Here is a 23504-nt window from a genome sequence, read left to right as displayed (position 1 = left end):
TCAGATGAAGGCTTTCATCTGACCCCATGTCCGGGACAATCAGGCATCCAGGTAGTCCATGATGCCTTCGGCCGCCTGGCGGCCTTCCCAGATAGCGGTTACGACCAGATCCGAGCCGCGGACCATGTCGCCGCCAGCGAAAATCTTCGGATTACTGGTCTGGAACATGAACTCGGATTCCTCCGGTGCCGTTACCCGGCCTGAGTCGTCGGTGCTCACCTTCAGCTCATCGAACCACTCGGCAGGGCTGGGACGGAATCCGAAAGCAACCAGAACGGCATCCGCCGGAATCACTTCCTCACTGCCCGGCACCACTTCCGGGCGGCGGCGGCCGTTGTCATCGGGCTCGCCCAGTCGCGTCTGGATCACTTTAACACCTTCAACCCGATCTTCACCCAGGATGGCGATTGGCTGCCGGTTGAAGAGGAACTTCACGCCCTCCTCCTTGGCATTGGCCACTTCCTTACGGGAGCCCGGCATGTTTTCCTCGTCCCGACGGTAGGCGCAGGTCACGCTCTCAGCCTGCTGACGGATGGAGGTGCGATTGCAGTCCATGGCGGTGTCACCACCACCCAGAACAACGACACGCTTGCCTTTCATGTCGATGAAGTCGGCCTTGTCTTTTTCAAAGCCCAGGCGACGGTTAACGTTGGAGACCAGGAACGGCAGCGCGTCGTAGACTCCGGGCAGGTCTTCACCCGGAAAACCACCCTTCATGTAGGTGTAGGTGCCCATGCCCATGAAGACGGCATCGTATTCGTCGATAATGTCCTGCAACTGGACGTCCTTGCCAACCTCGGTGGACAGGCGAAATTCCACACCCATCTCCTCGAACACCTGACGGCGCCGAGTCATGACTGACTTCTCCAGCTTGAACTCGGGGATTCCGAAGGTCAGCAGGCCGCCAATTTCCGGATAGATGTCGAACACAACCGGCTTTACACCGTTGCGAACCAGGACATCGGCGCAACCCAGACCGGCAGGGCCAGCACCAATGACTGCAACCTTCTTGTCTGTCCACTTGACTGCGGACATATCCGGCTTCCAGCCCAGAGCAAAGGCGGTGTCCGTGATGTATTTCTCCACCGAGCCGATGGTGACCGCGCCATAGCCGTCATTCAGGGTACAGGCGCCTTCACACAGGCGGTCTTGGGGACACACACGGCCACAGACCTCGGGCAATGAATTGGTCTGGTGACACAGCTCCACCGCGCGCATGATATTTCCTTCGGACACCAGCTTGAGCCAGTTCGGGATGTAGTTGTGTACCGGGCACTTCCACTCGCAGTAGGGGTTACCACACTCCAGGCAACGGTGGGCCTGGGAGGCGGCATGGTCCGCCGTAAACGGGTGGTAAATCTCACCAAACTCTTTCTTTCGCTTCCTGGCCGGCACCTTCTTCGGGTCAATCCGCCCAACTTCGACAAACTGGAAGTCGTTACTCAGTCGTTCTTTCATTTCGATGCTCTCATCAACTCGATTTCGACGAGGGGTGGCAGTCAGGCTGCGCACCCCGAACCCTGTTCTGCCCGTCGCCTTATTCCGGACGCGCCCGGGTGCTGGCCAGCAGGCTGCGGAGGTTGGCAGCCTTGGGTTTCACCAACCAGAAACGGCCGATGTAGTCGTCGAAATCCTCAAGAATGTGCTCAGCCCATTCACTGCCGGTTTCCGAGATGTGCTCCCGGATAACACCTCGCAGGTGATTGCGGTATGACTCCATGTCTTCACTGGAAATCCGCTGAATCTCCACCAGCTCGTGGTTGTACTTGTCCACGAAGGTGTTGTTGATATCCATCACATAGGCAAAGCCACCGGTCATGCCGGCACCGAAGTTGTGCCCGGTAGAACCGAGAACGGTGACCAGGCCGCCTGTCATGTACTCACAACAGTGGTCCCCGGTACCTTCCACAACAGCGTGAGCGCCAGAGTTACGAACCGCGAAACGTTCGCCCGCCGTTCCCGCCGCAAACAGTTTGCCGCCGGTGGCGCCATACAGGCAGGTGTTGCCGACAATCGAGGTTTCCTGGGTCTTGAAGGCACTGCCACGGGGCGGTTTCACCACCAGCTTGCCGCCGGTCATGCCCTTGCCGACATAGTCGTTGGCATCGCCTTCGAGCACCAGATTGAGACCACCCACGTTCCAGACACCGAAGCTCTGGCCAGCAGTGCCGGTAAGATCGAGGGTAATCGGCGCATCGACCATGCCCTGGTTGCCGTGCAGCGCGGCAATTTCACCGGACAGGCGAGCACCGATGGACCGGTCGCAGTTGGTCACCCTGTAGGGCCAGACACCACCACTCTTTTCCTTGATCGCCGTGGCGGTATCCTGAACCATCTGCTCCGCAAGCGTACCTTTGTCGAACGGATGATTCCGCTCCACCTGGCAGGTCTGTGGCTTGTCCGCCGGAATGTGGTCATTAGACAACAGACGAGTGAGATCCAGCTTCTTCTGGCGCTCGGTGTCGCCCGGCAGCCGCTCCAGCAGATCCACACGTCCGACCAGCTCTTCGAGAGTGCGCACACCAAGCTTCGCCATCCATTCACGGGTTTCCTCAGCAACAAAGCGGAAGAAATTCATCGCCATTTCCACCGTGCCATTGAAGTGTTCTTCACGCAGGTAGTCATTCTGGGTGGCAATACCGGTCGCACAGTTATTCAGGTGACAGATGCGCAGGTATTTACAGCCCAGCGCAACCATGGGCGTGGTTCCAAAGCCAAAGCTCTCGGCGCCAAGGATTGCACCTTTCACAACATCCAGGCCGGTCTTGATGCCACCATCGGTCTGCAGGCGAATCTTACCCCGAAGATCGTTGGCCCGAAGCGCCTGTTGGGTTTCCGTCAGTCCCAGCTCCCACGGAGAGCCCGCATAGCGGATCGACGTCAGCGGGCTTGCCGCCGTGCCGCCGTCATAGCCGGAAACCGTAATCAGGTCTGCGTATGCCTTGGCAACACCGGCCGCGATGGTGCCGACACCCGGCTCGGACACCAGCTTCACAGACACCAGAGCCTGCGGGTTGACCTGTTTGAGGTCAAAGATCAACTGGGCCAGATCCTCAATGGAGTAAATATCGTGATGCGGTGGCGGCGAAATCAGCGTTACGCCGGGCACTGAGTAGCGCAGGCGTGCGATCAGGTCGTTGACCTTGCCACCCGGCAACTGGCCGCCCTCACCCGGCTTGGCACCCTGAGCCACCTTGATCTGCATAACATCGGCACTGCGCAGGTATTCCGCGGTGACACCAAAACGACCGGAGGCAACCTGCTTGATCTTGGAGCGCTTTTCGGTGCCATAACGGGCAGGGTCTTCCCCACCCTCGCCGGAGTTGGAACGGCCGCCAAGCGTGTTCATGGCAACAGCCAAAGCCTCATGAGCCTCCGGCGACAGTGCGCCCAGAGACATGGCCGCGGAGTCAAAGCGGGGGAAGATATTCTCGACCGGCTCCACCTCGGAAAGGGCGATCTGCCTGAGATCCTTGCGGAACCCCAACAGGTCACGCAGAGTCGCCACCGGGCGCTCGTTCACCAGTCCGGCGTATTCTTTGTAATGGCCGTAATCGCCTGTGGTAACCGCTTCCTGCAGCTTGCCCACCACGTCCGGGTTGAAGGCATGGTACTCCTGGCCATGAATGTATTTCAGCAGGCCGCCCGGGGAGATGGGCTTGCGAGGCTTCCAGGCAACGGCGGCCAACTGCTCCTGGTCCTGCTGAAAATCATAGAACCCGGCACCCTGGATACGGCTGGGCACCCCAAGGAAACACAGATCAACCACTTCATCGGCCAGACCAATGGCTTCGAAAAGCTGGGCACCACGGTAGGAAGTGATGGTAGAGATACCCATCTTGGACAGGATCTTCAACAGGCCCTTGTTAATGCCCTTGCGGTAGTTGTTCTTCGCATCAATCGGATCAATCAGCAACTCGCCGGTGCGGATCAGATCATTCAGAACCTGATAGGCAAGGTACGGATAGACCGCCGTGGCGCCAAAGCCAAAGAGCACCGCAAAATGATGGGGATCCCGGGCCCAGCCGGTTTCCACGATGATGTTGGAATCGCAGCGCAAGCCCTGCCGGACCAGATGGTGGTGAACAGCGCCGGTCGCCATCATGGCGTTTACCGGCAGCTCGCCTTCCTTCAGATCCTTGTCCGTCAGCACCAGCAACACCTTGCCATCACGGACTGCCTGTTCGGCGTGCTCGCAAACCTGACGGATAGCCTGCTCAAGACCCTGCTCCGGGCGGTAGCTCATGGCGATGCGCGCCACCTCGAAGCCCTGTCGGTCATTGTTGGCAATCTTGAGAAATTTCGCAGGCGACAGAACCGGGGTGGTCAGGATGATCCGGTCCGCGTGATCCGAGGTTTCCTCGAATACGTTTCGCTCGGCACCCAGACAGGTTTCCAGTGACATAACGATCGCCTCACGCAGAGGATCGATCGCCGGGTTGGTGACCTGGGCGAATTTCTGGCGGAAGTAATCCGCCACGTGGCGGACCCTGCTCGACAGAACCGCCATCGGGGTGTCGTCACCCATGGAGCCGACGGCCTCCTGGCCATTCTCGGCCAGCGGACGCAGAACCTGGTCACGCTCCTCAAAAGACACCATGAACATCTTCTGATGAACCAGCAGCTCGTCAGCATCCATCAGCCTGAAGTCAGGTGTGTCCTGGTTCAGAGTGGTTTCAACGCGCAGCGCATTCTCACGGAGCCAGCGTTTGTAGGGCTGCGCGGCCTTGAGGCGCTGATCAATGTCCCGGGTATGCAGGACTTCGCCGGATTCGGTGTCAATGGCCAGCATCTGGCCCGGGCCGACCCGCCCCTTGGCTACAACATCATCAGGCTGGTAGCCATAGGTTCCGATTTCAGAGGCCAGGGTAATAAAGTCGTCCCTGGTAATGACCCAGCGAGCGGGCCGCAGGCCATTACGGTCCAGCATGCAGACGGCGTAGCGGCCGTCAGACATAACCAGGCCAGCCGGACCATCCCAGGGCTCCATATGCATGGAGTTGTATTCATAGAACGCCCGGAGTTCCGAATCCATACTGTCGACGTTCTGCCACGCCGGGGGAATCATCATCCGGGCCGCGCGGAACAGGTCTACACCACCAGCGAGCAGCACTTCCAGCATGTTGTCCATGCTGGAAGAATCAGACCCGGTAAGGTTTACCAGCGGCTGCAGGGTCTGCAGGTCCGGAAGCTCCGGCGAGCTGAACTTGGCAGCGCGGGCGATGGCCCAGTTTCGGTTGCCATCAATGGTGTTGATCTCACCATTATGGGCCAGATACCGGAACGGCTGGGCCAGCGGCCACTTGGGCATGGTGTTGGTGGAGAAACGCTGGTGAAAAACACAGATCGCCGTCTCCAGGTCAGGATCGCCCAGATCCTTGTAAAAATTGGCAAGATCCGCCGGCATCATCAGGCCCTTGTAGGCCAGGGTTCGATGGGAAAGGCTGCAGATGTAGAACTCGGGATCATCCGCCATGTCGCCCTCGGCGTGGCGACGGCCCACGAACAGGCTGATCGCAAACTCACGATCTTCCTTGCCGGCAGGAACCACGAACACCTGTTCAATCCGGGGCAGGCAATCAAGAGCCATGGGCCCAAGGCAGCTGTCATCCACCGGCACTTCACGCCAGCCGAGGATCTCCAGACCCTGTTCGGTCAGCCGCTTTTCAAGTGCGTCCCGACCAGCGGCGGCCTTGGCTTCATCCGGGTTCAGGAATACCTGACCCACGGCAAAAAGGTCACCTGGCTCCTTGCCAAAAGCTGACTTGGCGGCTTTCTTCAGGAAGCCGTCCGGGCTCTGGATCAGCAGGCCACAACCATCGCCGGTCTTTCCGTCTGCAGCGATACCACCCCGGTGGGTCATGCAGGTCAGAGACTCGATGGCAGTTTGCAACAACTTGTGGCTGGCGTCGCCCTTCATATGGGCAATCAGGCCGAACCCGCAGTTGTCCCTGAATTCGTCGGGATGATACAAACCTGTCATCATAAGCGTTCTCTCGCGTAGAAATACTTTTCAATCAAAGAGTTACTTGGCACGCAGCCATACAACCACTCTTTGACACTGAAAATGGGGGCTGGCTATTTTACACACGTAGAAATACGTACTCAAATCGGAGTTGAGTTATTGTGGGAAGCCGAAAACGGAATTACCAACTGACAGGTTATGGAACAACGAGTTAGCGCCAGACAAGGCGCTACTGCAAACTGTCGATTGATCGAACCCACGGCGACCGGGAAACCAGTTCCTGGGGTAAATTGGATACAGCCTCATTCGCCGCCTCTCGGGTGGGGAACTCACCATAGAATACCATAAACCAGGGCTGACCCTGTCTTTCGCCAAGGGTGTAAACAATCTCACCAAGCTGTGAGTGGCGCTCTACGATGTTAAGTGCCGTTTGCTCCAGGTTGCCGGCCACGAGCTGAATCGTCCACCCTTCGCGGGCCCTCACCTGCTCAAGCGGTACAAAATACTCCGGGTTTTCAGGTGTAAATGCTGGCTCTGGCTCTGGCTCTGGCTCTGGCTCTGGCTCTGGCTCTGGCTCTGGCTCTGGCTCTGGCTCTGGCTCTGGCTCTGGCTCTGTTGCAACCTCTGTCAACAGGGTTTCAGTCTCCGGGAGAGGCTCCTCCGATGGAGGCTCAACAGCCTCGGTTTGAGGGCCGATGGTGATGCTCTTGCGGACTGGCTCAGGCACCTTCACTGACTCCTCAGCCATCGACTCATCGTACTGACGGGAAACAAACCACCACGAGCCCGCGAGCAGTAACAGGGCCAGCGCCGGCCAGCCGATGCGCTTCCAGGGCAGCCCCTGAGAACGCATCGCAGGCGATGTGGCTACCATATCCAGCCAGACCCCGGGCGTTACCCGCTTGAGTCTCGCAAAGCTGCCCTGGCTCAGAGCGTGAATTTTCGACACCCGTACGGGACCCAGCAGCTCACTGGCCTTCCCGCCGGCCGCATGAACTCTCGGCTCAAGATAGGCAGCGACTTCGTCTTTCGTCAGCGGGCGCAGATGAATCTGGTGAACGGATGTAGAAGCATCATCAAGTGCTAACATCTCGACCAGATTATCGCTTCCCGAGAAAACAGGAACCGCTGAAGACCCGCGCTCCGACGCCAGATAGGCAGAAAGAATGAGCCTGAGTAATTCCACCGGCGCCCGGTCGGCATCGTCAATCAACAACACCATCCGCTGGCCTTTGCGAACCCGGGATTCGGACCATTTGAAGAAACGGTAAATAAGATCCCGGGGATTCCCATCCGACCCCATTCCCGACCGCGCAACCGTTTTCAGGTCTCTGGCAAGGGCCTGGGCACTGGTTAACGCTGAAGCGGGAATCCGGTGAAAGTCGACTCGGGATGACTCGCTTCGCACCAGCTCCGCCAGTATTCGGCTCTTGCCGGACCCTGCGGCACCGGTGAGTAAAAGCGCCATGTCGCCGAACCCACAGAGGTGGCGCAAGGCTTCCAGCGCATGATGACGCATGGCATCCGGAAAAAACGGCGCCTCCATTTCCAGAGGGTTGGCGCGCAGACCATACCGTTGCTGCAGCCTGGGAAACAGGCCGCCGCCATCAAGACTGTTCAAGCTTTCCTCGGTCACGGGTCTTCCTTGTCTGCTATTCCTTTACCGCAAGCCACGCGAAATCATCGAAGCCATTAGCCTGACTTCATTCCAGGCTGCAGAAGCGGGCAAAGGTCAATGCCAGGTTTTCCGGGCCAGCCTCGGAGGTTACAACGGCATCACCAACTGAGCGGAGCAAAACAAGCCTGAGTTGCCCGTCGACATTCTTTTTGTCTACCGCCATCAGACTCATGAAATCGTCCGCCGTCATCCCGACTGGAGGTTTGCCGGGCAACCCGGCACTCAGAATAAGACGGGTTATCCGGTCGCAGTCGGCCCGGGAAATCATACTTTCGAGGGCAGAAAGCTCCGCCGCCATGATCATGCCCGTTCCAACCGCCTCTCCGTGGAGCCAGTTGCCATAGCCTGCAAAGGTCTCTATGGCATGGCCAAAGGTGTGACCAAGATTCAGTATCGCCCTCAGACCACCTTCGCGCTCATCCAGCGCAACAACCTCCGCCTTGCAGGCACAGGACCGGTAGATGGCTTCTGCAAGCGCATCGGGATCGAGGGCAACAAGAGCGCCCACCTTGTCTTCAAGCCAGGCAAGAAAATCCAGATCCCGGATGAGCCCGTACTTGATCACCTCAGCCAGGCCGGCCGACACTTCCCTTGGAGGCAAGGTCTGCAGGCTTCCGGTATCAATCAGAACGGCCTGTGGCTGGTGGAAAGCACCGATCATGTTCTTACCCAACGGGTGATTGATTCCCGTTTTGCCACCTACGGAGGAGTCCACTTGTGACAATAGCGTGGTCGGTATCTGGATAAACGGAACTCCCCGTTGATAGCAAGCCGCGGCGAAGCCTGCCATGTCGCCGACAACCCCTCCTCCAAGTGCGACCAACGTGGTTTTCCGGGTATGCCGCTGCTCCAGCAGACCATCAAAGATCCGGTTCAGAGTCTGCCAGTCCTTGAATTTTTCGCCATCGGGTAGAACGACTGTATCAATACGCTTCCCGGGAAAGCAGCCTTTCGCACTCTCGAGATACAGGGGCGCGACGGTTTCATTGGTCACAATCATGACCTGGGAGCCGCCAACAAAACGCGACAGATCCCAGGTGCCAAGAAGGTCCTCGCCAATAAAAATGGGGTAGCTGCGATCCCCCAGCTCAACCGAAAGTTCACGAAGCAGGTTAGACATGATTACGACCTTCCTTCCGGATCTGCCTTTTGTGACGTGGAGTTCTCGGATTCAGCCGGTTAACCAGCTGCCGAACCACAAGCCTGGGGCTTTTGCGATCTGTGTACATGATGATGTCGGCCAGGCCTGTATACAGCGGATCCCGGATCGAGAAAAGATTTCTCAGGACGGCTTCCGGATCATCGTTCTGCAGTAATGGTCGGTTACGGTCTTTCCGCGTGCGCTCTACCTGCTGCTCAATCGACGTTTTCAGGTAGATCACCATCGCATCCTTTTTAAGCAGGGGGTGGTTCTCAGGCCGCATCACCGCGCCACCCCCAGTGGCGAGCACGGTGTTGTTTTCATTCGACAATTCGTCAAGCATCGCAGTTTCCCGCTGACGGAATCCATCCTCACCTTCAACATCAAAAATCCACGGTATGTTCGCCCCGCAACGCTGTTCAATGATGCGATCCGAATCGAGAAAACGATAGCCCAGCTCCTTGGCGAGCATCCGACCAATCGTGCTTTTCCCGGCCCCCATGGGGCCAACGAGGACAACGCGTTTTGGCAAAGACATAACTTCCGCTCAGTTTTGATCAGGCGGGTGAGAATATCACAGGGCCGGTACTTGCATAAGCTCCGTACCCGGCCTGTGGGGAATTCAGGCACAAAAAAGCCGCCGGTTCCAGGCGGCGGCTTTTTTTCGGGATCCCGGTTACCGGACAAGATCGCTCTTGATGATCTTGGGCGTTATGAAAATTAACAGCTCACTGCGCTCATCAATTTTCTCGGTACGCTTGAAAAGACGACCCAGGTAGGGAATATCTCCAAGGAACGGGGTCTTCGTAGTTTGGGTCGCAACTTCCGACTGGAAGATACCACCCAGCACCACCGTCTCTCCGTTGCCAACCAGAACCTGGGTGGTTACCTGGTTGGTATTGATCGAAGGAATACCGGCGGTAACTTCACCACGGGAGTCCTGGTTGACCACCAGATCCATAATAATCTTGTCATCCGGGGTGATTTGCGGCGTCACCTCGAGAGAAAGCACGGCTTCCTTGAACGAGACCGATGTCGCACCGCTGGAAGCAGCTTCCTGGTAAGGAATTTCCTCACCGGATTTGATAGACGCTGTCTGGCGATCCGCGGTCACAACACGAGGCTGTGAAACCACTTCGGCCTGACCGTCGCTCTCCAGCGCAGACAGCTCCAGGTCAACCAGGAAGTCATCGCTGCCCCAGCCAATGGCAAACGAGGAGGCGCCTTCACCGCTCACACCGAGGTCGACCGCCAGCGCACCCGGGAAGGTGATTGTACTGCTGTTTCCTGCTGCAGCATCACGCGCCTCCTGCAAGGATTGCTGCGAGCCACCGACAGTGAATACATTATCGCCGCTCACATCGTAAGCAGCACCACCCCAGCGAACACCAAGGTTTTCCGCCACATTGGTCTGGGCCCGGACAATTCGCGCCTCGATGGATACCTGCCGCACCGGCACATCCCATGTGGAGACAAGCCGACGGATTTCCTCGAGCTTTTGCGCAGTCTCACGAATACTGATGGTGTTGGTGCGAACATCCGAGGAGACAAATCCACGGTCTGAAATCAGCTCCTCATCTTCCTTGATCAGGGCAACAATGTCGGCAGCCTTGGCGTAGTTGACCTGAACAATATCCAGCCGTACCGGCGCCAGCTCTGCAATCTGTTTATTGGTTTCCAGCTCCAGCTTTTCCCGGGCAGCAATCTCATCTGCCGGAGCCACCAGCAACACGTTACCGATCTGCCGCTTGTCGAGCCCCTTGGTCTTCAGAATCAGATCCAGAGCCTGGTCCCAGGGAACATTTTGCAAACGAAGCGTGATGCTGCCACCCACCGTGTCACTGGCGACCAGGTTCAGGCCTGTGAAATCCGCAATCAGCTGGAGAACCGAACGAACCTCAATGTCCTGAAAGTTCAGGGAGAGCTTCTCGCCGGTATACGGGAACTTCTCTTCACGGCGTGACTCTGCCTCCTGTTCAGTAAGCTTTTCCACACTGACCGTGAACTGGCTGCCGGACTGATAGGCAATATAATCGTAATTCCCTGCCGGGCTGATCTCGACCACCGCATTGCCATCTTCAACAAAGGTATCGATGCGGGTAACCGGCGTTGCAAAATCAGTAACGTCCAGCCGGCGACGCAGATTGGCAGGAACGGTAATGCCATCCATGGTCAGCCGGATTTTGCCAGCCCGTTCCGACAAGTCCACTGGCGTGCCGGAGCTGCCCAGATCGACAAGAACCCGGCCTTCCCCCTCTTTGCCACGACGGAAATCCACACCGCCAAGGGCGTTGGCCGAAGAAGAAGCCGATGCTCCCGGGCTACTCTGGGAGGACGAAGCAGGCGCGCCAGCCACGGCACCCTGAGCCTCGCCCCCAGCCTCGCCACCAATAGTCATAACCAGTGAATCGCCACTGCGAACCGTGTCGTAAGGAACCAGTTCAACGAGGTTGAAGATCAGCCGCGTTCGGTCCCTGGTTTCCACCACCGTCATACTCTGGGCGTTACCAGACCCCAGAGGAATGCTGCGACTGTCCAGACCGCTGATCGTGTCCCTCAGGTCGACAGCGATGCGAGCAGGGCGCTCAATGGTGTAACCGGTGGGTTCCGGCGGCGGCCCATCGAATTCCAGTGTCACTTCAAGCCGTTCGCCCGGTAGCGACGAAAACGACACGTCTTCCAGCGTGACCGCGTTGGCCAGGCCGGAGAACAACCCAAAAGCAATCACGCTGACGTATACATTGAGTTTTCTGAACATCGCTAGCCTCGACCCTAAACTTTTTTGTACGTGCATGTTTCTTTCAACTTTCATCCAGCCGCTCCCTAGCCTGCGCCTTCTTCGAGGGTCAGCGAGCGAGGACGCTCGACCCAGCCACCCCGGCCATTGGGAACGATTTCAATCAGCTCAATACGGGTTTCACTGACGCCCACGATACGACCGTAGTTCTGCCCCATATAGTTTCCGGTGCGCACCCTGTGGATGCCACCCGTGTCGTCTTCGACAAGAGCGAACAGGCTGCCTGAGGCGCCCTGAAGCGTACCGACCATCCGAAGCGCCTTGAGATCAAAGTTCTCAAGCACCTCTCTTGGCCGGTCCAGATCCGGCTCAACATCACTGACCGGCTTCTCATCCACCATGGTCAGTTGAACGTCGATCGGCGGCTCAAACGGTGCCCGTCTGTCTGCGGCTGAGTAACTGAAGGCTTCATAGGCCTTGAACTCGGGCAGAGGCTCCACGTATCCCCGCGGCTTCGCCCTCGTTTCGGCCATGAACTTGTCAAGATCTGAAAATCCGCTGCCCTGGGAACAGGCTGTCAGGAGAGACACCAGACACACACCCAGCCAGGCTTTTACCGCATGCTTTGCTGTCATGCTCATTCTCCAGCCCGGTAGCGGTAGGTACGGGCCACAACCTGCATATCAAGCCGCTCTCCGTCTCCGCCAGTTGGTTTGATGGTCAAGTCGTGCAGGGTCACGATCCGAGGAAGGCTTGCGACACTGCTGACAAAGGACGCCAGCTCATGGTAGGAACCGGACACCCGGATATTGATCGGCAATTCGGAATAGAAGTCCCGGCGCTGCTCCGGCTGCAGCTTCACTTCCTGGAGCGCAAGACCACTACCCAGGGCGGTATTGGTAATATCCTCCAGCAAACCTGGCACTTCGGTCTCGCTGGGAAGCTGCCTTACCAGCGCGCCAAACGTTTCTTCCATCTCCGCCATCTGAGCCTTGAAGACTTCAAGATTCGCCACTTGGTACGCTTTTTCTTCGTACTTCTTGCGAAGCTCCTGCTCCGTTTTTTCAACCCGTTCAAGCTGGGCGTACTGATCCTTGATAAAGAACCAGTACCCACCCCCGATAATGAGCCCGAAGATGATCAGAACCACAATGGCCTTGATCGGTGCTGGCCAGATACCTGCGTTGTTGACGTCGAGGTCGTTGATATCAAATTCATTAAGGCTTTTAAGTGAGTCCGCGAGGCTCATTACTTATCCTCCCCTTCGGGCTCAGGTGTTTTTTGTTGTACCGAGAGGTGAAACTGACTGTACCCGGCCCGGCGGCTGTCAGCTGCCGACACGTTTGATAGGTTGGGATCAGCAAACCAATAGGACTCCTCGAACTGACGCATCAACGTGGAAACGCGGCTGTTGGATTCCGCCATGCCCACGATATCCAGCCGGTCTCCTGTGCGCTTGAGGTCAGTATAGAAAAGACCATCGGGCAGCGTTCTGACCAGCTCGTCAAAAACCCGGACAATAACCGGGCGTTTACCCTGAAGGTCCTGGATAACATGCATCCGGGCAAGCAGCTCATCCCGTTTGCGTTTGAGATTCTCGATTTCCTTGATCTGCTGATCCAGCTTCTTGGCCGCCGTTTCAATATAAGCGTTCCGCGATTGCTGGTAAGCGATCCGGCTGTCCATATCGGACTTCCAGAGGAATACCAGGCCACCGGCAATGATCGCCGCACCAAGAATCATCACGACGAACTGTTTCTGCTTTTCGGCACGAAGTTCTTCGCGCCAGGGTCGGAGGTTAATCTTTGCCATCAGTCGAAGCTCCTCATTGCCAGGCCGCAGGCAATCATCAGAGAGGGAGCATCATTACTCAGCGCCGATGCATTGACCCGTGACCCCACTGCCATATCTGCAAACGGGTTTGCCACCAGTGCCGGTGTTCCTGTTTTTTCTTCGACCATTTCAGTCAGCCCCTGGATAGAGGCAGTACCGCCTGCCAGAACCACATAGTCGACAGCATTATACTGGCTGGCACCAAAGAAGAACTGAAGCGCCCGCGCCACCTGCTGCACGACAGCTTCACGGAACGGCGTCAGAACCTCTGACTCATAGTCATCGGGCAATCCACCCTGCTTCTTGGCGAGCCCGGCCTCTTCAAGAGACAATCCGTACCGGCGCTGGATTTCCTCAGTCAGCTGTTTGCCGCCAAAAATCTGCTCCCGGGTGTACACTGTCTTTCCGCCGGCCAGGACACTGAGTGTTGTCATGGTTGCGCCAATGTCGACAATAGCAACCACCAGCTCTTCACCCTGTGAGTCAAGCTGCGGCTCTATCAGCGCATATGCCCGTTCCAGTGAGTAGGCTTCGACATCAACAACTTTGGTTGTCAGTGAGGCAATCTCGAGGGCGTCTTCCCGTATGTCGACATTTTCTTTCCGGCACGCGGCCAGAAGCACATCAACCTGATCAGGATTGCTTTCGGAGGGACCCTGTACCTCAAAGTCGATGGCCACCTCATCCAGCGGGTATGGAATGTACTGATCTGCCTCGAGGGCGATCTGATCTTCCATCTCGAACTCGTTGAGGCCACCATCCATCTGGATGACCTTGGTGATAACCGCGGAGCCGGAGACCGCGACCGCAACCTGCTTCACGCTGGTGCGGGACTTGGAGGCAACGCGCTTCAGCACTTCGCCCACCGCCTCGACATCCGTGATATTTTTTTCGACCACAGCGTTCGCCGGTAACGGCTCCACTGCGTAGCTTTCGACCTTGTACCGGTCACCCTGCTTCGACAGCTCCAGAAGTTTGACCGAGCTGGAGCTTATATCCACGCCCAGCACTGCACTGGATTTCTTTCCTAACAATCCGAACACGCGCTCACCCTATACCTGGTTAGATGCACCGGGTTACGTAACTTATGTGTTTTTTATTTAAGAGAATTTCTTCAGTATTCCGTCTACAATGCCTGTTCTTCTTTAACCGAGAACCATTGCAGCGGTGAAGCGACTCGTCCTTCCTAAAGCAATTTCTCAAATGATAGACCTATATCCAATAGTTGTCAGAAAAAAATGTCTCATTTGTTGCGCACATCTCGCCTTTTTGCCTGGGTGTTTCTTACCGGACTGAGTGTCGCCGTTATCGTAACCTCAGGCTTTTATCTCTATCTTCGCCCCGGGCTTCCACCGGTTGCTCAACTGCTGGAAATAAAACTCCAGACACCGCTGCGGGTATATAGCAAAGACAAGAGATTAATAGCAGAATTCGGTGAAAAGAGAAGGGCACCGATCACAATCGAACAGATCCCAACAATTCAGTTACAAGCCTTTATGGCCGCTGAAGACTCGCGTTTTTACGAGCATTTCGGGGTCGACATCAAAGGCCTGGCGCGGGCTGCCATCGAACTGGTCTCAACCGGGGAGATCCAGTCCGGGGGCAGCACCATCACGATGCAGGTTGCAAAAAATTACTTTTTGTCACGGGACAGAACCTTTATACGGAAGTTCAACGAGATACTTCTGGCTCTTCAGATAGAACGTGAACTGGACAAGAACCGGATTCTTGAGCTCTACCTGAACAAGATTTATCTCGGCAACCGGGCTTACGGGATTGCCGCCGCAGCCCAGGTCTATTACAACAAGCCCGTCTCCCAGCTTTCGCTCGCTCAAATGGCCATGCTCGCGGGCCTTCCAAAAGCGCCGTCCGCCTACAACCCGCTGGCCAACCCGGAGCGCGCGATGATTCGCCGGAACTGGATTCTGGGCCGGATGCAGGAACTGGGCTACATCACCCCGGACGCCTATGGGCTTGCGCTTGCAGCCCCACTCACAGCCAGTTACAACAGTACTGACAGCGAAGTTGACGCTGATTATGTCGCAGAGATGGCCCGCTCCGAACTGGTTCGGCGCTACGGCGAAGACGCCTACACCGATGGCTATACAGTTACGCTCACCGTTGACAGCACGAAGCAGCAGGCTGCCACGAAAGCCCTCAGAGATGGCCTGGAAGCCTACGACCGGCGCCATGGATTCCGGGGCCCTATCGGCCAGATTGATCCGGAGACTCTGGCCGACGGCGACCTGTCGGAGATTGTGCAGAATTATCCCCGGGTCGAGTCCCTGATCCCTGCCATTGTTACCAACGTTGACGACAAAGCCCAAAATGTCCGGGTACACGCTCGAATGCCAGGCCCCGCTATCATGCCTTTCGAAACCATGACATGGGCTAGACGTTATAAAACCGAAGACCTCACTGGCCCGGAACCCGAAAAGCCCTCGGATGTGGTTGCAGTGGGCGACGTTGTCTACGTGCGCGTTCAGGCGCCAAAGCCGGCGGGGACAACTCCCGAAAAGGAAGACCAAGACCGCAACGGGACTGCGGAGCCGGCCAGGCCGGCCATTGTATCACTCGCACAGATTCCCCGCGTTGAAGGTGCCCTGATCTCTCTGGAAGCCCAAACAGGTGCCATTCAGGCTCTCACAGGCGGTTACAGCTTCGGCCAGAGCAAATACAACCGGGCCGTCCAGGCGCAAAGACAACCCGGCTCCACCTTCAAGCCCTTCCTTTACCTCAGCGCACTCGAAAGCGGCATGACACCCGCAACCATCTATAACGATGCGCCGATAGTGTTTAATGACTCCGAACTCGAGTCCGCATGGCGGCCACAGAATTCATCCGGGCAATTTTATGGTCCGACCCGACTTCGCGAAGCCCTCTATCGCTCGCGAAACCTGGTTTCCATCCGACTACTACGCGATCTTGGCATCCAGAAAACGATTGACTACCTGGCGCAACTGGAAATTCCGGTCGAGAAAATGCCGGACAACCTGTCACTGTCCCTTGGGAGCGGCCTGCTTACCCCCATGGAGCTTGCCAGAGGCATGGCGGTGATTGCCAACGGCGGGTATGACGTTGAACCCTATCTGATCGAGACCATCAAGAACGTCCGCGGCGAGATTGTCTATCAGGCTCCGAAAACCGTTCTGTGCGACCAGGAGTGCAAGGAGATCGCAGAAGAGAACGGAACAGACACCGAAAACAGCGAAACGAGCACGGAAGCAGAACCTGCGGAAAGCACCGATAATACACAGCAGGTGCGAGTGATGCGCCGGCTCGCAGATGAACGCTCAGTATTCATTCTTCATTCCATGATGCGGGACGTCATCCGCCTGGGCACAGGTCGTCGGGCCCTGGCACTGGGGCGTGAGGATATTGCGGGCAAGACAGGCACCACCAACGAGCAGAAAGACACCTGGTTTGCGGGGTTCAATCATGAACTGGCCACAACAACCTGGGTTGGGTTCGATCAGCCGGCACCACTGGGCAGGGGTGAATTTGGCGCGAGCACTGCATTGCCCGTCTGGCTGGATTATATGAAAGTCGCCCTCGAGGGCGAGCCTCCTTCCTTCATGCCCCGCCCTAACGGCATCGTGAACATCCGGATCAACCCGGAGACCGGACAGCGGGCAAGACCGGGCGAAGACGGTGTGTTTGAGGTCTTTCGGGAAGATGATGCACCACCGCCACTGCTGTCCGAAGAAGAGAGCGATCGCAACGGGAGCTCCGGAGAAGACGACCTTTCACGCAGGATTTTCTGACACAAACGGAACAGACATAAAAAAACCGGCGGGGATCACCCGCCGGTTTTTTTATTGCCCTGAACAACGTATCAGATGATGTCGTCCATGGACTTGAGCGGGTAATGCGCAGGGTACGGGTTACGGGCAACCCCGGAATCCACAGCAGCCCGGGCAACCGCCGCCGGCACCACCTCAAGCAAGCGGACATCCATCGGCTTGGGAATAATATACTCCTTACCGAACTCGAAGCTTTCAACACCGTAAGCCTCACAGATCTCCTGCGGCACCGGCTCCTTGGCCAGCTCGCGAATTGCGTTTACGGCGGCCACTTTCATCTCTTCATTGATCACCGTGGCGCGAACGTCCAGCGCTCCACGGAAGATGAACGGGAAGCCCAACACGTTGTTGACCTGGTTCGGGTAATCGGAACGGCCGGTCGCCATGATCAGATCATTGCGAACTGCCCGGGCAACTTCCGGGTTAATTTCCGGGTCCGGATTGGAGCATGCGAATACGATCGGGTTCGGAGCCATTTTCTTGAGCTGATCGCCGGTTAGCAGGTCCGGACCGGAAAGGCCAAGGAACACATCGGCACCGTCGATAGCGTCATCCAGCGTGCGCTTGTCAGTCTCATTGGCAAACATCGCCTTGTACTGGTTCAGATCATCACGACCAGAGTGGATCACACCCTTACGGTCGAGCATGAAGATGTTCTCAGAGCGAATACCGCAGCTGATCAGCAGTTTCATGCAGGCAATGGCGGCTGCACCGGCACCCAGACAAACCACCTTCGCCTCTTCAATCTTTTTGCCCTGCAGTTCGAGGGCATTGATCATGCCAGCTGCAGTGACGATGGCAGTACCGTGCTGGTCATCATGAAAGACGGGCACGTTGCATTTTTCGATCAGAGCGCGCTCAATCTCAAAGCACTCCGGCGCTTTGATGTCTTCAAGGTTGATCCCACCGAAGGTATCGGCAATACGCTCGACCGTTTCAATAAACGCCTGCGGGCTCTCGGAATTGACTTCGATGTCGAAGACATCAATTCCGGCAAAGCGCTTGAACAGTACGCCCTTGCCTTCCATAACCGGCTTGCTTGCCAGCGGACCCAGGTTGCCCAGGCCAAGAATCGCGGTCCCATCAGAGATGACAGCCACCAGGTTGCCCTTGGCGGTGTACTTGTATGCATTCTCCGGGTCCTTTGCGATCTCTCGGACCGGCTCGGCAACCCCGGGGCTATACGCCAGGGAAAGGTCGCGGGAAGTCCTGGTTGGCTTTGTGATTTCAACACTCAGCTTACCAGGCCGCGGCTTGGCGTGATATTCAAGGGCTGCTTCTTTCAGATCTTGAGACATTGCCACTGTTCCGTTTGTCACGTTTAAAGGTAATAAACCGCCGGGGCTTGCCCAGCGGAGCGCGCCATTATGGCCCGCCAGACCGAAAACGACAAGTGGCACGCGAACATTTTGTGAACAGTCAATAGGGCTAATTGCGTATGTATTTGCCGGCTACGTACCGCATTACAGATCAAAAAAAAAGCGCCCGGAGGCGCCTTCTCGAATCCGCAGCAATCAGTCTTTCTTGCCACCGATACGGCCGCCGAAACGCTTCTGGAAACGGTCGATACGACCACCGGTGTCCATGACTTTCTGCTTGCCAGTGTAGAATGGGTGACACTGTGAACACACATCCAGCTGCAGATCGTTCGTGTAGGTAGAACGTGTCTTGAAGGTGTTACCGCAGGAACAGGTAACGGCAATCTCTTCGTACTTGGGGTGAATACCTTCTTTCATGGCGAACCTCGTTAGGTCATGCCGCTACCTGATCACGGGGCATCTGAACTACCCAGGCGCCAGGCACCGCATGTTTGAATCAATTGAGAAGACGGGGCACAATCATGCCCTGCCGGAAACAGACCGCGAATCTTACTTGCAATTACCGCATCAGGCAAGCGCCGCCCTGATTTCCGGACCCGCCCATCAGAGATTTCGCGGCAGGCCGCCGATTAAACAGGATAGGGAAAAACCGTGACACTCGTTTTCCAGTGGGGCACTCAGTGCCGTTGATCGCACGCATTGCCCTGAATCGTCCGCTGCGCCGGCTCTTCGACTATACCGTTCCGGAAGGCCTCAGGCTTGTGCCGGGCCAGAGGGTGCGAATTCCTTTTGGCCGCCAGCAGGCAACAGGCCTTATTGTACAAACCGGGGTAGAACCGCCTCCGGGAGTCAGCCTTAAACCGGTGTTCGCGACCATGGAGGACTGGCCGGCATTGCCGGACGAGACCGTCAACCTTCTCAGCTGGGCTAGCGACTACTACCAGCATCCTCTGGGCGAGTGCCTGTTTACTGCCCTGCCCCCCGCCCTCAGGCGGGGCCGCAAAGCGGAAGAGAAGCCCGTGGAGTGGTGGATGGCCTGCATTCACAGCGAGCCCCTTCCCGCCAACGCCCATCGACAGAAAGCACTGCTTGAATGGCTGAATCAGCACAACCAGGGCGCAGCCGCCAGCGACATCATCAAGGCCGGATTTACCCGCGCCCAACTCAGGGCTCTCAGCGACCGACAGCTGGTCAAACCCATCTCGCCACCCGCTCCTGGTTCAGAGCCTGAGGCGCCTGAATTTCTGGCGAGGCGCCCAACTCTTTCAGTTGCCCAGGCAGTCGCGGCCGAAGAGCTGACCAGCCCCCAGGAAGGGTTCAGTGCCTCCCTTCTATACGGAATTACAGGCAGCGGCAAAACGGAAATCTATCTGCACTATCTCAAGCGACACCTTGGGGCAGGCGACCAGGCCCTTGTGCTGGTTCCGGAAATTAACCTTACCCCACAGACCGTCGCCCGTTTCAGGCACTATTTCGGTACCCGCATTGTGGTGTGGCATTCCGCCATCAACGACAGCGAGCGCCTGAGCACCTGGCTGAAGATTCGTGAGGGTGAGCCCGTCATCCTCATCGGCACCCGGTCGGCTGTTCTGCTGCCCTTTACCGGCTTGCGCACAATCATCGTCGATGAAGAGCATGACAATTCCTATAAACAGGGCGAAGGGTTTCGGTATTCCGGCCGTGACCTGGCGGTTTACCGCGCGCACCTGAACCGCTGCCCGGTCATTCTGGGCTCGGCCACGCCCTCACTTGAATCTGTTCACAATGCGGAACAGGGCAAATACCGCCTGGTGAAACTCGAAGAGCGGGCGGGAAATGCGACTCCACCGGTCATCAGCCTGCTGGATATTCGCAGTCGCCCCCTTGAGGGCGGCCTTTCCCGCCCTGCCCTGAACGCCATTGAACAAACCCTCGCCAAGGGTGACCAGGCATTGGTTTTCGTCAATCGGCGCGGCTTTGCGCCGGTAATGATGTGTTTTGACTGTGGCCACATGGTCGAGTGCCCCCGCTGCGACACCCGGCTTACCTATCACCGCCGGGACCGGGCCATGCGGTGCCATCATTGCGACTTTCAGACAGCAGCCACCGAGCATTGCCCGAAATGCCAGAGTGACGCTTTCAAACCTGTTGGCCAGGGAACCGAGAGAACCGAGGACATTCTGGCATCCGCCTTCCCAGAGACGCCCGTGGTGCGGGTCGACCGCGACAGCACTCAGCGCAAGGGCAGCATCCAGGGCATCCTGAACCAGGTTAACAGTGGCAAGCCGTGCGTACTCGTCGGCACCCAGATGCTGGCCAAAGGCCACGACTTCCCCAATGTGACTCTCGTGGTGGTGGTCAACGCCGATGGCGGTCTGTTCAGTGTCGACTTCCGGGCGCCCGAGCAGCTCATTCAGACCCTGCTGCAGGTCAGCGGCCGTGCCGGCCGCGGCACGAAACCCGGAAAAGTGCTGGTGCAAACCTGCCACAGCGACCATCCGCTACTAAAAACCCTCTGCGAGGGGCATTATCTGGACATCGCCGAGCAGCTCCTCAGCGAACGCGAGGAAGGTCTGTTCCCGCCGTTCCGCGCCATGGCGATCTTCCGGGCAGAAGCCGACACCATGGAAAAGAGCCTGCAAGTCCTGGACGCCATCAAACCGCTCACCCATGCTCCGGGCATTGAAACCTGGGGCCCACTGCCCGCAATGATTGCCCGACGCGCCGACAAGCACCGCGCACAACTGATCCTGAACGCCCGGAACCGAAAGCGGCTGAACAGTTTGCTGACCGGAATCTGCCAGGAACTGGACCAGCGAAAGCTGCCGGCCGGGGTCAAATGGATGATTGATGTTGATCCGCAGGAAACCGGCTGATTGCCTGGCCTTTAGGCTGAGCGACAGGTTACAAAGTTTTTCATAAATGAATACTAATCATCATTGCGGATCGAGATCCTGTGCTATGATTTTCAGCAAACTAACAACCAATCCTGTGAAAACACCTGAGCTTGCGGTTCTCGTGCAGGGAATGCGCATCTGAAGGCTTTTGCTGTAAATGGAAACTGGAGAAAAAATAATGTCAGGGAACATCCTTGCGCGCTCTACGGCTATTCTACTAGCGCTTCTGCTCTCGGCCTGTGGACGAGAACTCAAGCCCTCTCGCTGGCTCTCCGAACAACGGTGGAGGCGGAAATCCAACGACCTCTCCAGATACAGCGGAAGCCGGAACCATTGATCTGGTCGCCAGTCCCGTGAGGTTAGACACCTCAACCAATGCCCAGTCGGCTATCACAGCCCGAGTTAAGGACTCCAATGGCGTTCTTTTGCAAGGGGTTACAGTCAGCTTCAGCGCAACTAACGGTGGAACTCTCGAAGTTACACAGGGTGAAACCGATCAGGCAGGAGTCGCGTCGGCCATCCTGACAACAGACGGTGATCCTCGAAATCGAACCGTGACCATCACCGCCCAAAGCGGATCGATCTCAGACTCGGTCAGCGTGGATATATCTGGAACCTCTCTGGCAATTTCCGGCCCCACCTCCATTTCCCTCGGCTCAAGCACGGCGCTCCGCGTGACTCTCTCTGACGCAGATGGAAATGGCATTTCAGGCGAGACCGTCAATCTTTCGACAACTTTAGGCACCCTCTCCGCATCAACCCTGACGACCAGCACTAATGGCTTGGTAGATGTCCAGCTAAATAGTGGCTCCACGGGAGGAACAGCAACGGTTACAGCCGCCGCCTATAGCGGTTCAAGTACCATCTCCACTACTCGCGATATCGTTGTAGCCGGCGACAGCTTCGGCTTCACATCGCCTGCCCCAAATACCGAAGTAGACCTGAACACCCAACAAGAAGTAACCATGGAGTGGCTGGTAAATGGAAACCCAGTTGCAGACGGTACACAGATACAGTTTACAGCGACCCGTGGGACGCTGACTCCAGCAAGTGGCGTGGTGACTACGTCAGGCGGCCAAGCCAGCATTGACATTTCGTCAACCAACGCAGGCATTTCGACCATTACCGCATCTGATACTAATTCGGGGCTTTCCGCCGACCTTACCTTCGAATTCGTCGCGACCACGCCCGATGAGATCAACTTGCAAGCAATCAAAACCCAACTCGACCTGAGTGAAACAACGGAAATTGTCGCGGTTATTCGAGACGCAGACAACAACCTTGTCAAAAATCAGGAAGTCTCCTTCAGTATCCTAGAGGACGGCAGCGGCGGTAGCCTCACATCAAGCCGGGACGTCACAGATTCTCAAGGGCGCGCTTCGACCATTTACCAAGCTGGGGCAAACACCAGTGGGCGGGGTGGAGTAGAGATACAGGCAACTGTCGCAGGGTCCATTTCGGACACCGTCACTCTTACAGTTGCAAGGCAAGCGCTGCGACTTGCAATCGGAACTGGTAACGAGATCATTGAGCCGGACACCGTACGCTATATCAAGGACTATGTGGCAATCGTGACCGATGCGAACGGTGCTCCTGTCGAAAATGCCAACATCGAGCTTAGCGTACTCCCTACTGGCTACATTAAAGGAAGTTATGTGCCCTCGATAGACGACACGTGGGTTATTAGCCCAGGCAACCCAGTTTTCTGTGATGCCGAAGACCTAAATCGCAACGGACAGCTGGATGCTGGAGAGGACATTAATGGAAGCTTAGCGCTTGAGCCAACTAACTCAGCGACGACCAGTGCATCTTCTGTTATTTCAGCGACCGATGGATCGGCAGACTTCTCACTGATCTATCCGCAAAGCCACTGCAACTGGGTGAGAGTGGAGCTGACCGCAACTGTCCGCGTGGGCGGCTCGGAAAGTGTCGAATCTTCAGAGTTCTTTCTTTCATGTGCAGCCTCTGATTTGAACAATACCGATATCCCACCTCCCGGCGGGATAGAAGGCCTGTATGGAAGCGACCAGGCCTGTAATGTGAACGACTGACCTTGAAAGCCCCGCCTACGTGCGGGGCTTTTCTTACTGAATTTGAGTACGCCACGCCTTTCCGCGATAATGACCCCCTTCTATTATCAACGGGCGCCCAG

15 protein-coding genes are annotated in these 23504 nt (G+C 56.9%); 3 read left to right on the top strand and 12 right to left on the bottom strand.

The features are described 5' to 3' along the window. Nucleotides 1–39: 39 nt before the first annotated feature. From D0851_RS16210 to D0851_RS16165, 10 genes are all read right to left on the bottom strand, one after another. The gene (locus D0851_RS16210; protein WP_117619555.1) at nucleotides 40–1458 is read right to left on the bottom strand and encodes an FAD-dependent oxidoreductase; all 1419 of its coding nucleotides are present in this window, start codon (nucleotides 1456–1458) and stop codon (nucleotides 40–42) included. A 79-nt stretch (nucleotides 1459–1537) separates the two neighbouring features. Next, nucleotides 1538–5986 carry a glutamate synthase large subunit gene (gene gltB / locus D0851_RS16205; protein WP_117619554.1) on the bottom strand — a complete coding sequence of 1483 codons (4449 nt, stop codon included), beginning with the start codon at nucleotides 5984–5986 and terminating at the stop codon, nucleotides 1538–1540. A 208-nt stretch (nucleotides 5987–6194) separates the two neighbouring features. Continuing rightward, nucleotides 6195–7601, bottom strand: a complete 1407-nt coding sequence (locus D0851_RS16200; protein WP_117619553.1) for an SPOR domain-containing protein — start codon at nucleotides 7599–7601, stop codon at nucleotides 6195–6197. Nucleotides 7602–7668: 67 nt separating this feature from the next. Further along, nucleotides 7669–8763: a 3-dehydroquinate synthase gene (aroB, locus tag D0851_RS16195; protein WP_117619552.1), complete on the bottom strand. Its 1095-nt coding sequence runs from the start codon at nucleotides 8761–8763 to the stop codon at nucleotides 7669–7671. After that, nucleotides 8756–9322: a shikimate kinase AroK gene (gene aroK, locus D0851_RS16190; RefSeq protein ID WP_117619551.1), complete on the bottom strand. Its 567-nt coding sequence runs from the start codon at nucleotides 9320–9322 to the stop codon at nucleotides 8756–8758. The genes aroB and aroK overlap by 8 nt, the downstream gene beginning before the upstream one ends. Nucleotides 9323–9460: 138 nt before the next feature. After that, nucleotides 9461–11542, bottom strand: coding sequence for a type IV pilus secretin PilQ (pilQ, locus tag D0851_RS16185; protein WP_205422227.1), 2082 nt, complete (start codon nucleotides 11540–11542; stop codon nucleotides 9461–9463). A 65-nt stretch (nucleotides 11543–11607) separates the two neighbouring features. Beyond that, the gene (locus D0851_RS16180) at nucleotides 11608–12156 is read right to left on the bottom strand and encodes a pilus assembly protein PilP (protein WP_117619549.1); all 549 of its coding nucleotides are present in this window, start codon (nucleotides 12154–12156) and stop codon (nucleotides 11608–11610) included. A 2-nt stretch (nucleotides 12157–12158) separates the two neighbouring features. Then, nucleotides 12159–12770, bottom strand: a complete 612-nt coding sequence (locus D0851_RS16175) for a type 4a pilus biogenesis protein PilO (protein ID WP_117619548.1) — start codon at nucleotides 12768–12770, stop codon at nucleotides 12159–12161. Further along, the gene (locus tag D0851_RS16170; protein WP_117619547.1) at nucleotides 12770–13333 is read right to left on the bottom strand and encodes a PilN domain-containing protein; all 564 of its coding nucleotides are present in this window, start codon (nucleotides 13331–13333) and stop codon (nucleotides 12770–12772) included. The genes D0851_RS16175 and D0851_RS16170 overlap by 1 nt, the downstream gene beginning before the upstream one ends. Continuing rightward, nucleotides 13333–14397 carry a pilus assembly protein PilM gene (locus D0851_RS16165; protein WP_117619546.1) on the bottom strand — a complete coding sequence of 355 codons (1065 nt, stop codon included), beginning with the start codon at nucleotides 14395–14397 and terminating at the stop codon, nucleotides 13333–13335. Before D0851_RS16165 ends, D0851_RS16170 begins: the two co-directional genes overlap by 1 nt. A 195-nt stretch (nucleotides 14398–14592) precedes the next feature. On the opposite strand from D0851_RS16165, the gene D0851_RS16160 reads away from it, so the two are divergent. Next, nucleotides 14593–17118 carry a penicillin-binding protein 1A gene (locus D0851_RS16160; protein ID WP_117619545.1) on the top strand — a complete coding sequence of 842 codons (2526 nt, stop codon included), beginning with the start codon at nucleotides 14593–14595 and terminating at the stop codon, nucleotides 17116–17118. 71 nt (nucleotides 17119–17189) lie between these two features. On the opposite strand, the gene D0851_RS16155 is transcribed toward D0851_RS16160, so the two are convergent. Both D0851_RS16155 and rpmE read right to left on the bottom strand, forming a co-directional pair. Beyond that, the gene (locus tag D0851_RS16155) at nucleotides 17190–18455 is read right to left on the bottom strand and encodes a malic enzyme-like NAD(P)-binding protein (RefSeq protein ID WP_117619544.1); all 1266 of its coding nucleotides are present in this window, start codon (nucleotides 18453–18455) and stop codon (nucleotides 17190–17192) included. 216 nt (nucleotides 18456–18671) lie between these two features. Continuing rightward, nucleotides 18672–18893 carry a 50S ribosomal protein L31 gene (gene rpmE, locus D0851_RS16150; RefSeq protein ID WP_117619543.1) on the bottom strand — a complete coding sequence of 74 codons (222 nt, stop codon included), beginning with the start codon at nucleotides 18891–18893 and terminating at the stop codon, nucleotides 18672–18674. Between the two features lie 263 nt (nucleotides 18894–19156). On the opposite strand from rpmE, the gene D0851_RS16145 reads away from it, so the two are divergent. Both D0851_RS16145 and D0851_RS16140 read left to right on the top strand, forming a co-directional pair. Continuing rightward, the gene (locus D0851_RS16145; RefSeq protein WP_117620438.1) at nucleotides 19157–21331 is read left to right on the top strand and encodes a primosomal protein N'; all 2175 of its coding nucleotides are present in this window, start codon (nucleotides 19157–19159) and stop codon (nucleotides 21329–21331) included. A gap of 260 nt (nucleotides 21332–21591) precedes the next feature. Continuing rightward, nucleotides 21592–23403, top strand: coding sequence for an Ig-like domain-containing protein (locus D0851_RS16140; protein ID WP_117619542.1), 1812 nt, complete (start codon nucleotides 21592–21594; stop codon nucleotides 23401–23403). Nucleotides 23404–23504: the final 101 nt, after the last annotated feature.

Origin of the sequence: Marinobacter sp. Arc7-DN-1 (genome assembly GCF_003441595.1) — a bacterium.
Lineage (GTDB): Bacteria > Pseudomonadota > Gammaproteobacteria > Pseudomonadales > Oleiphilaceae > Marinobacter > Marinobacter metalliresistant.
This window is presented reverse-complemented; position numbering and strand designations above follow the sequence as displayed.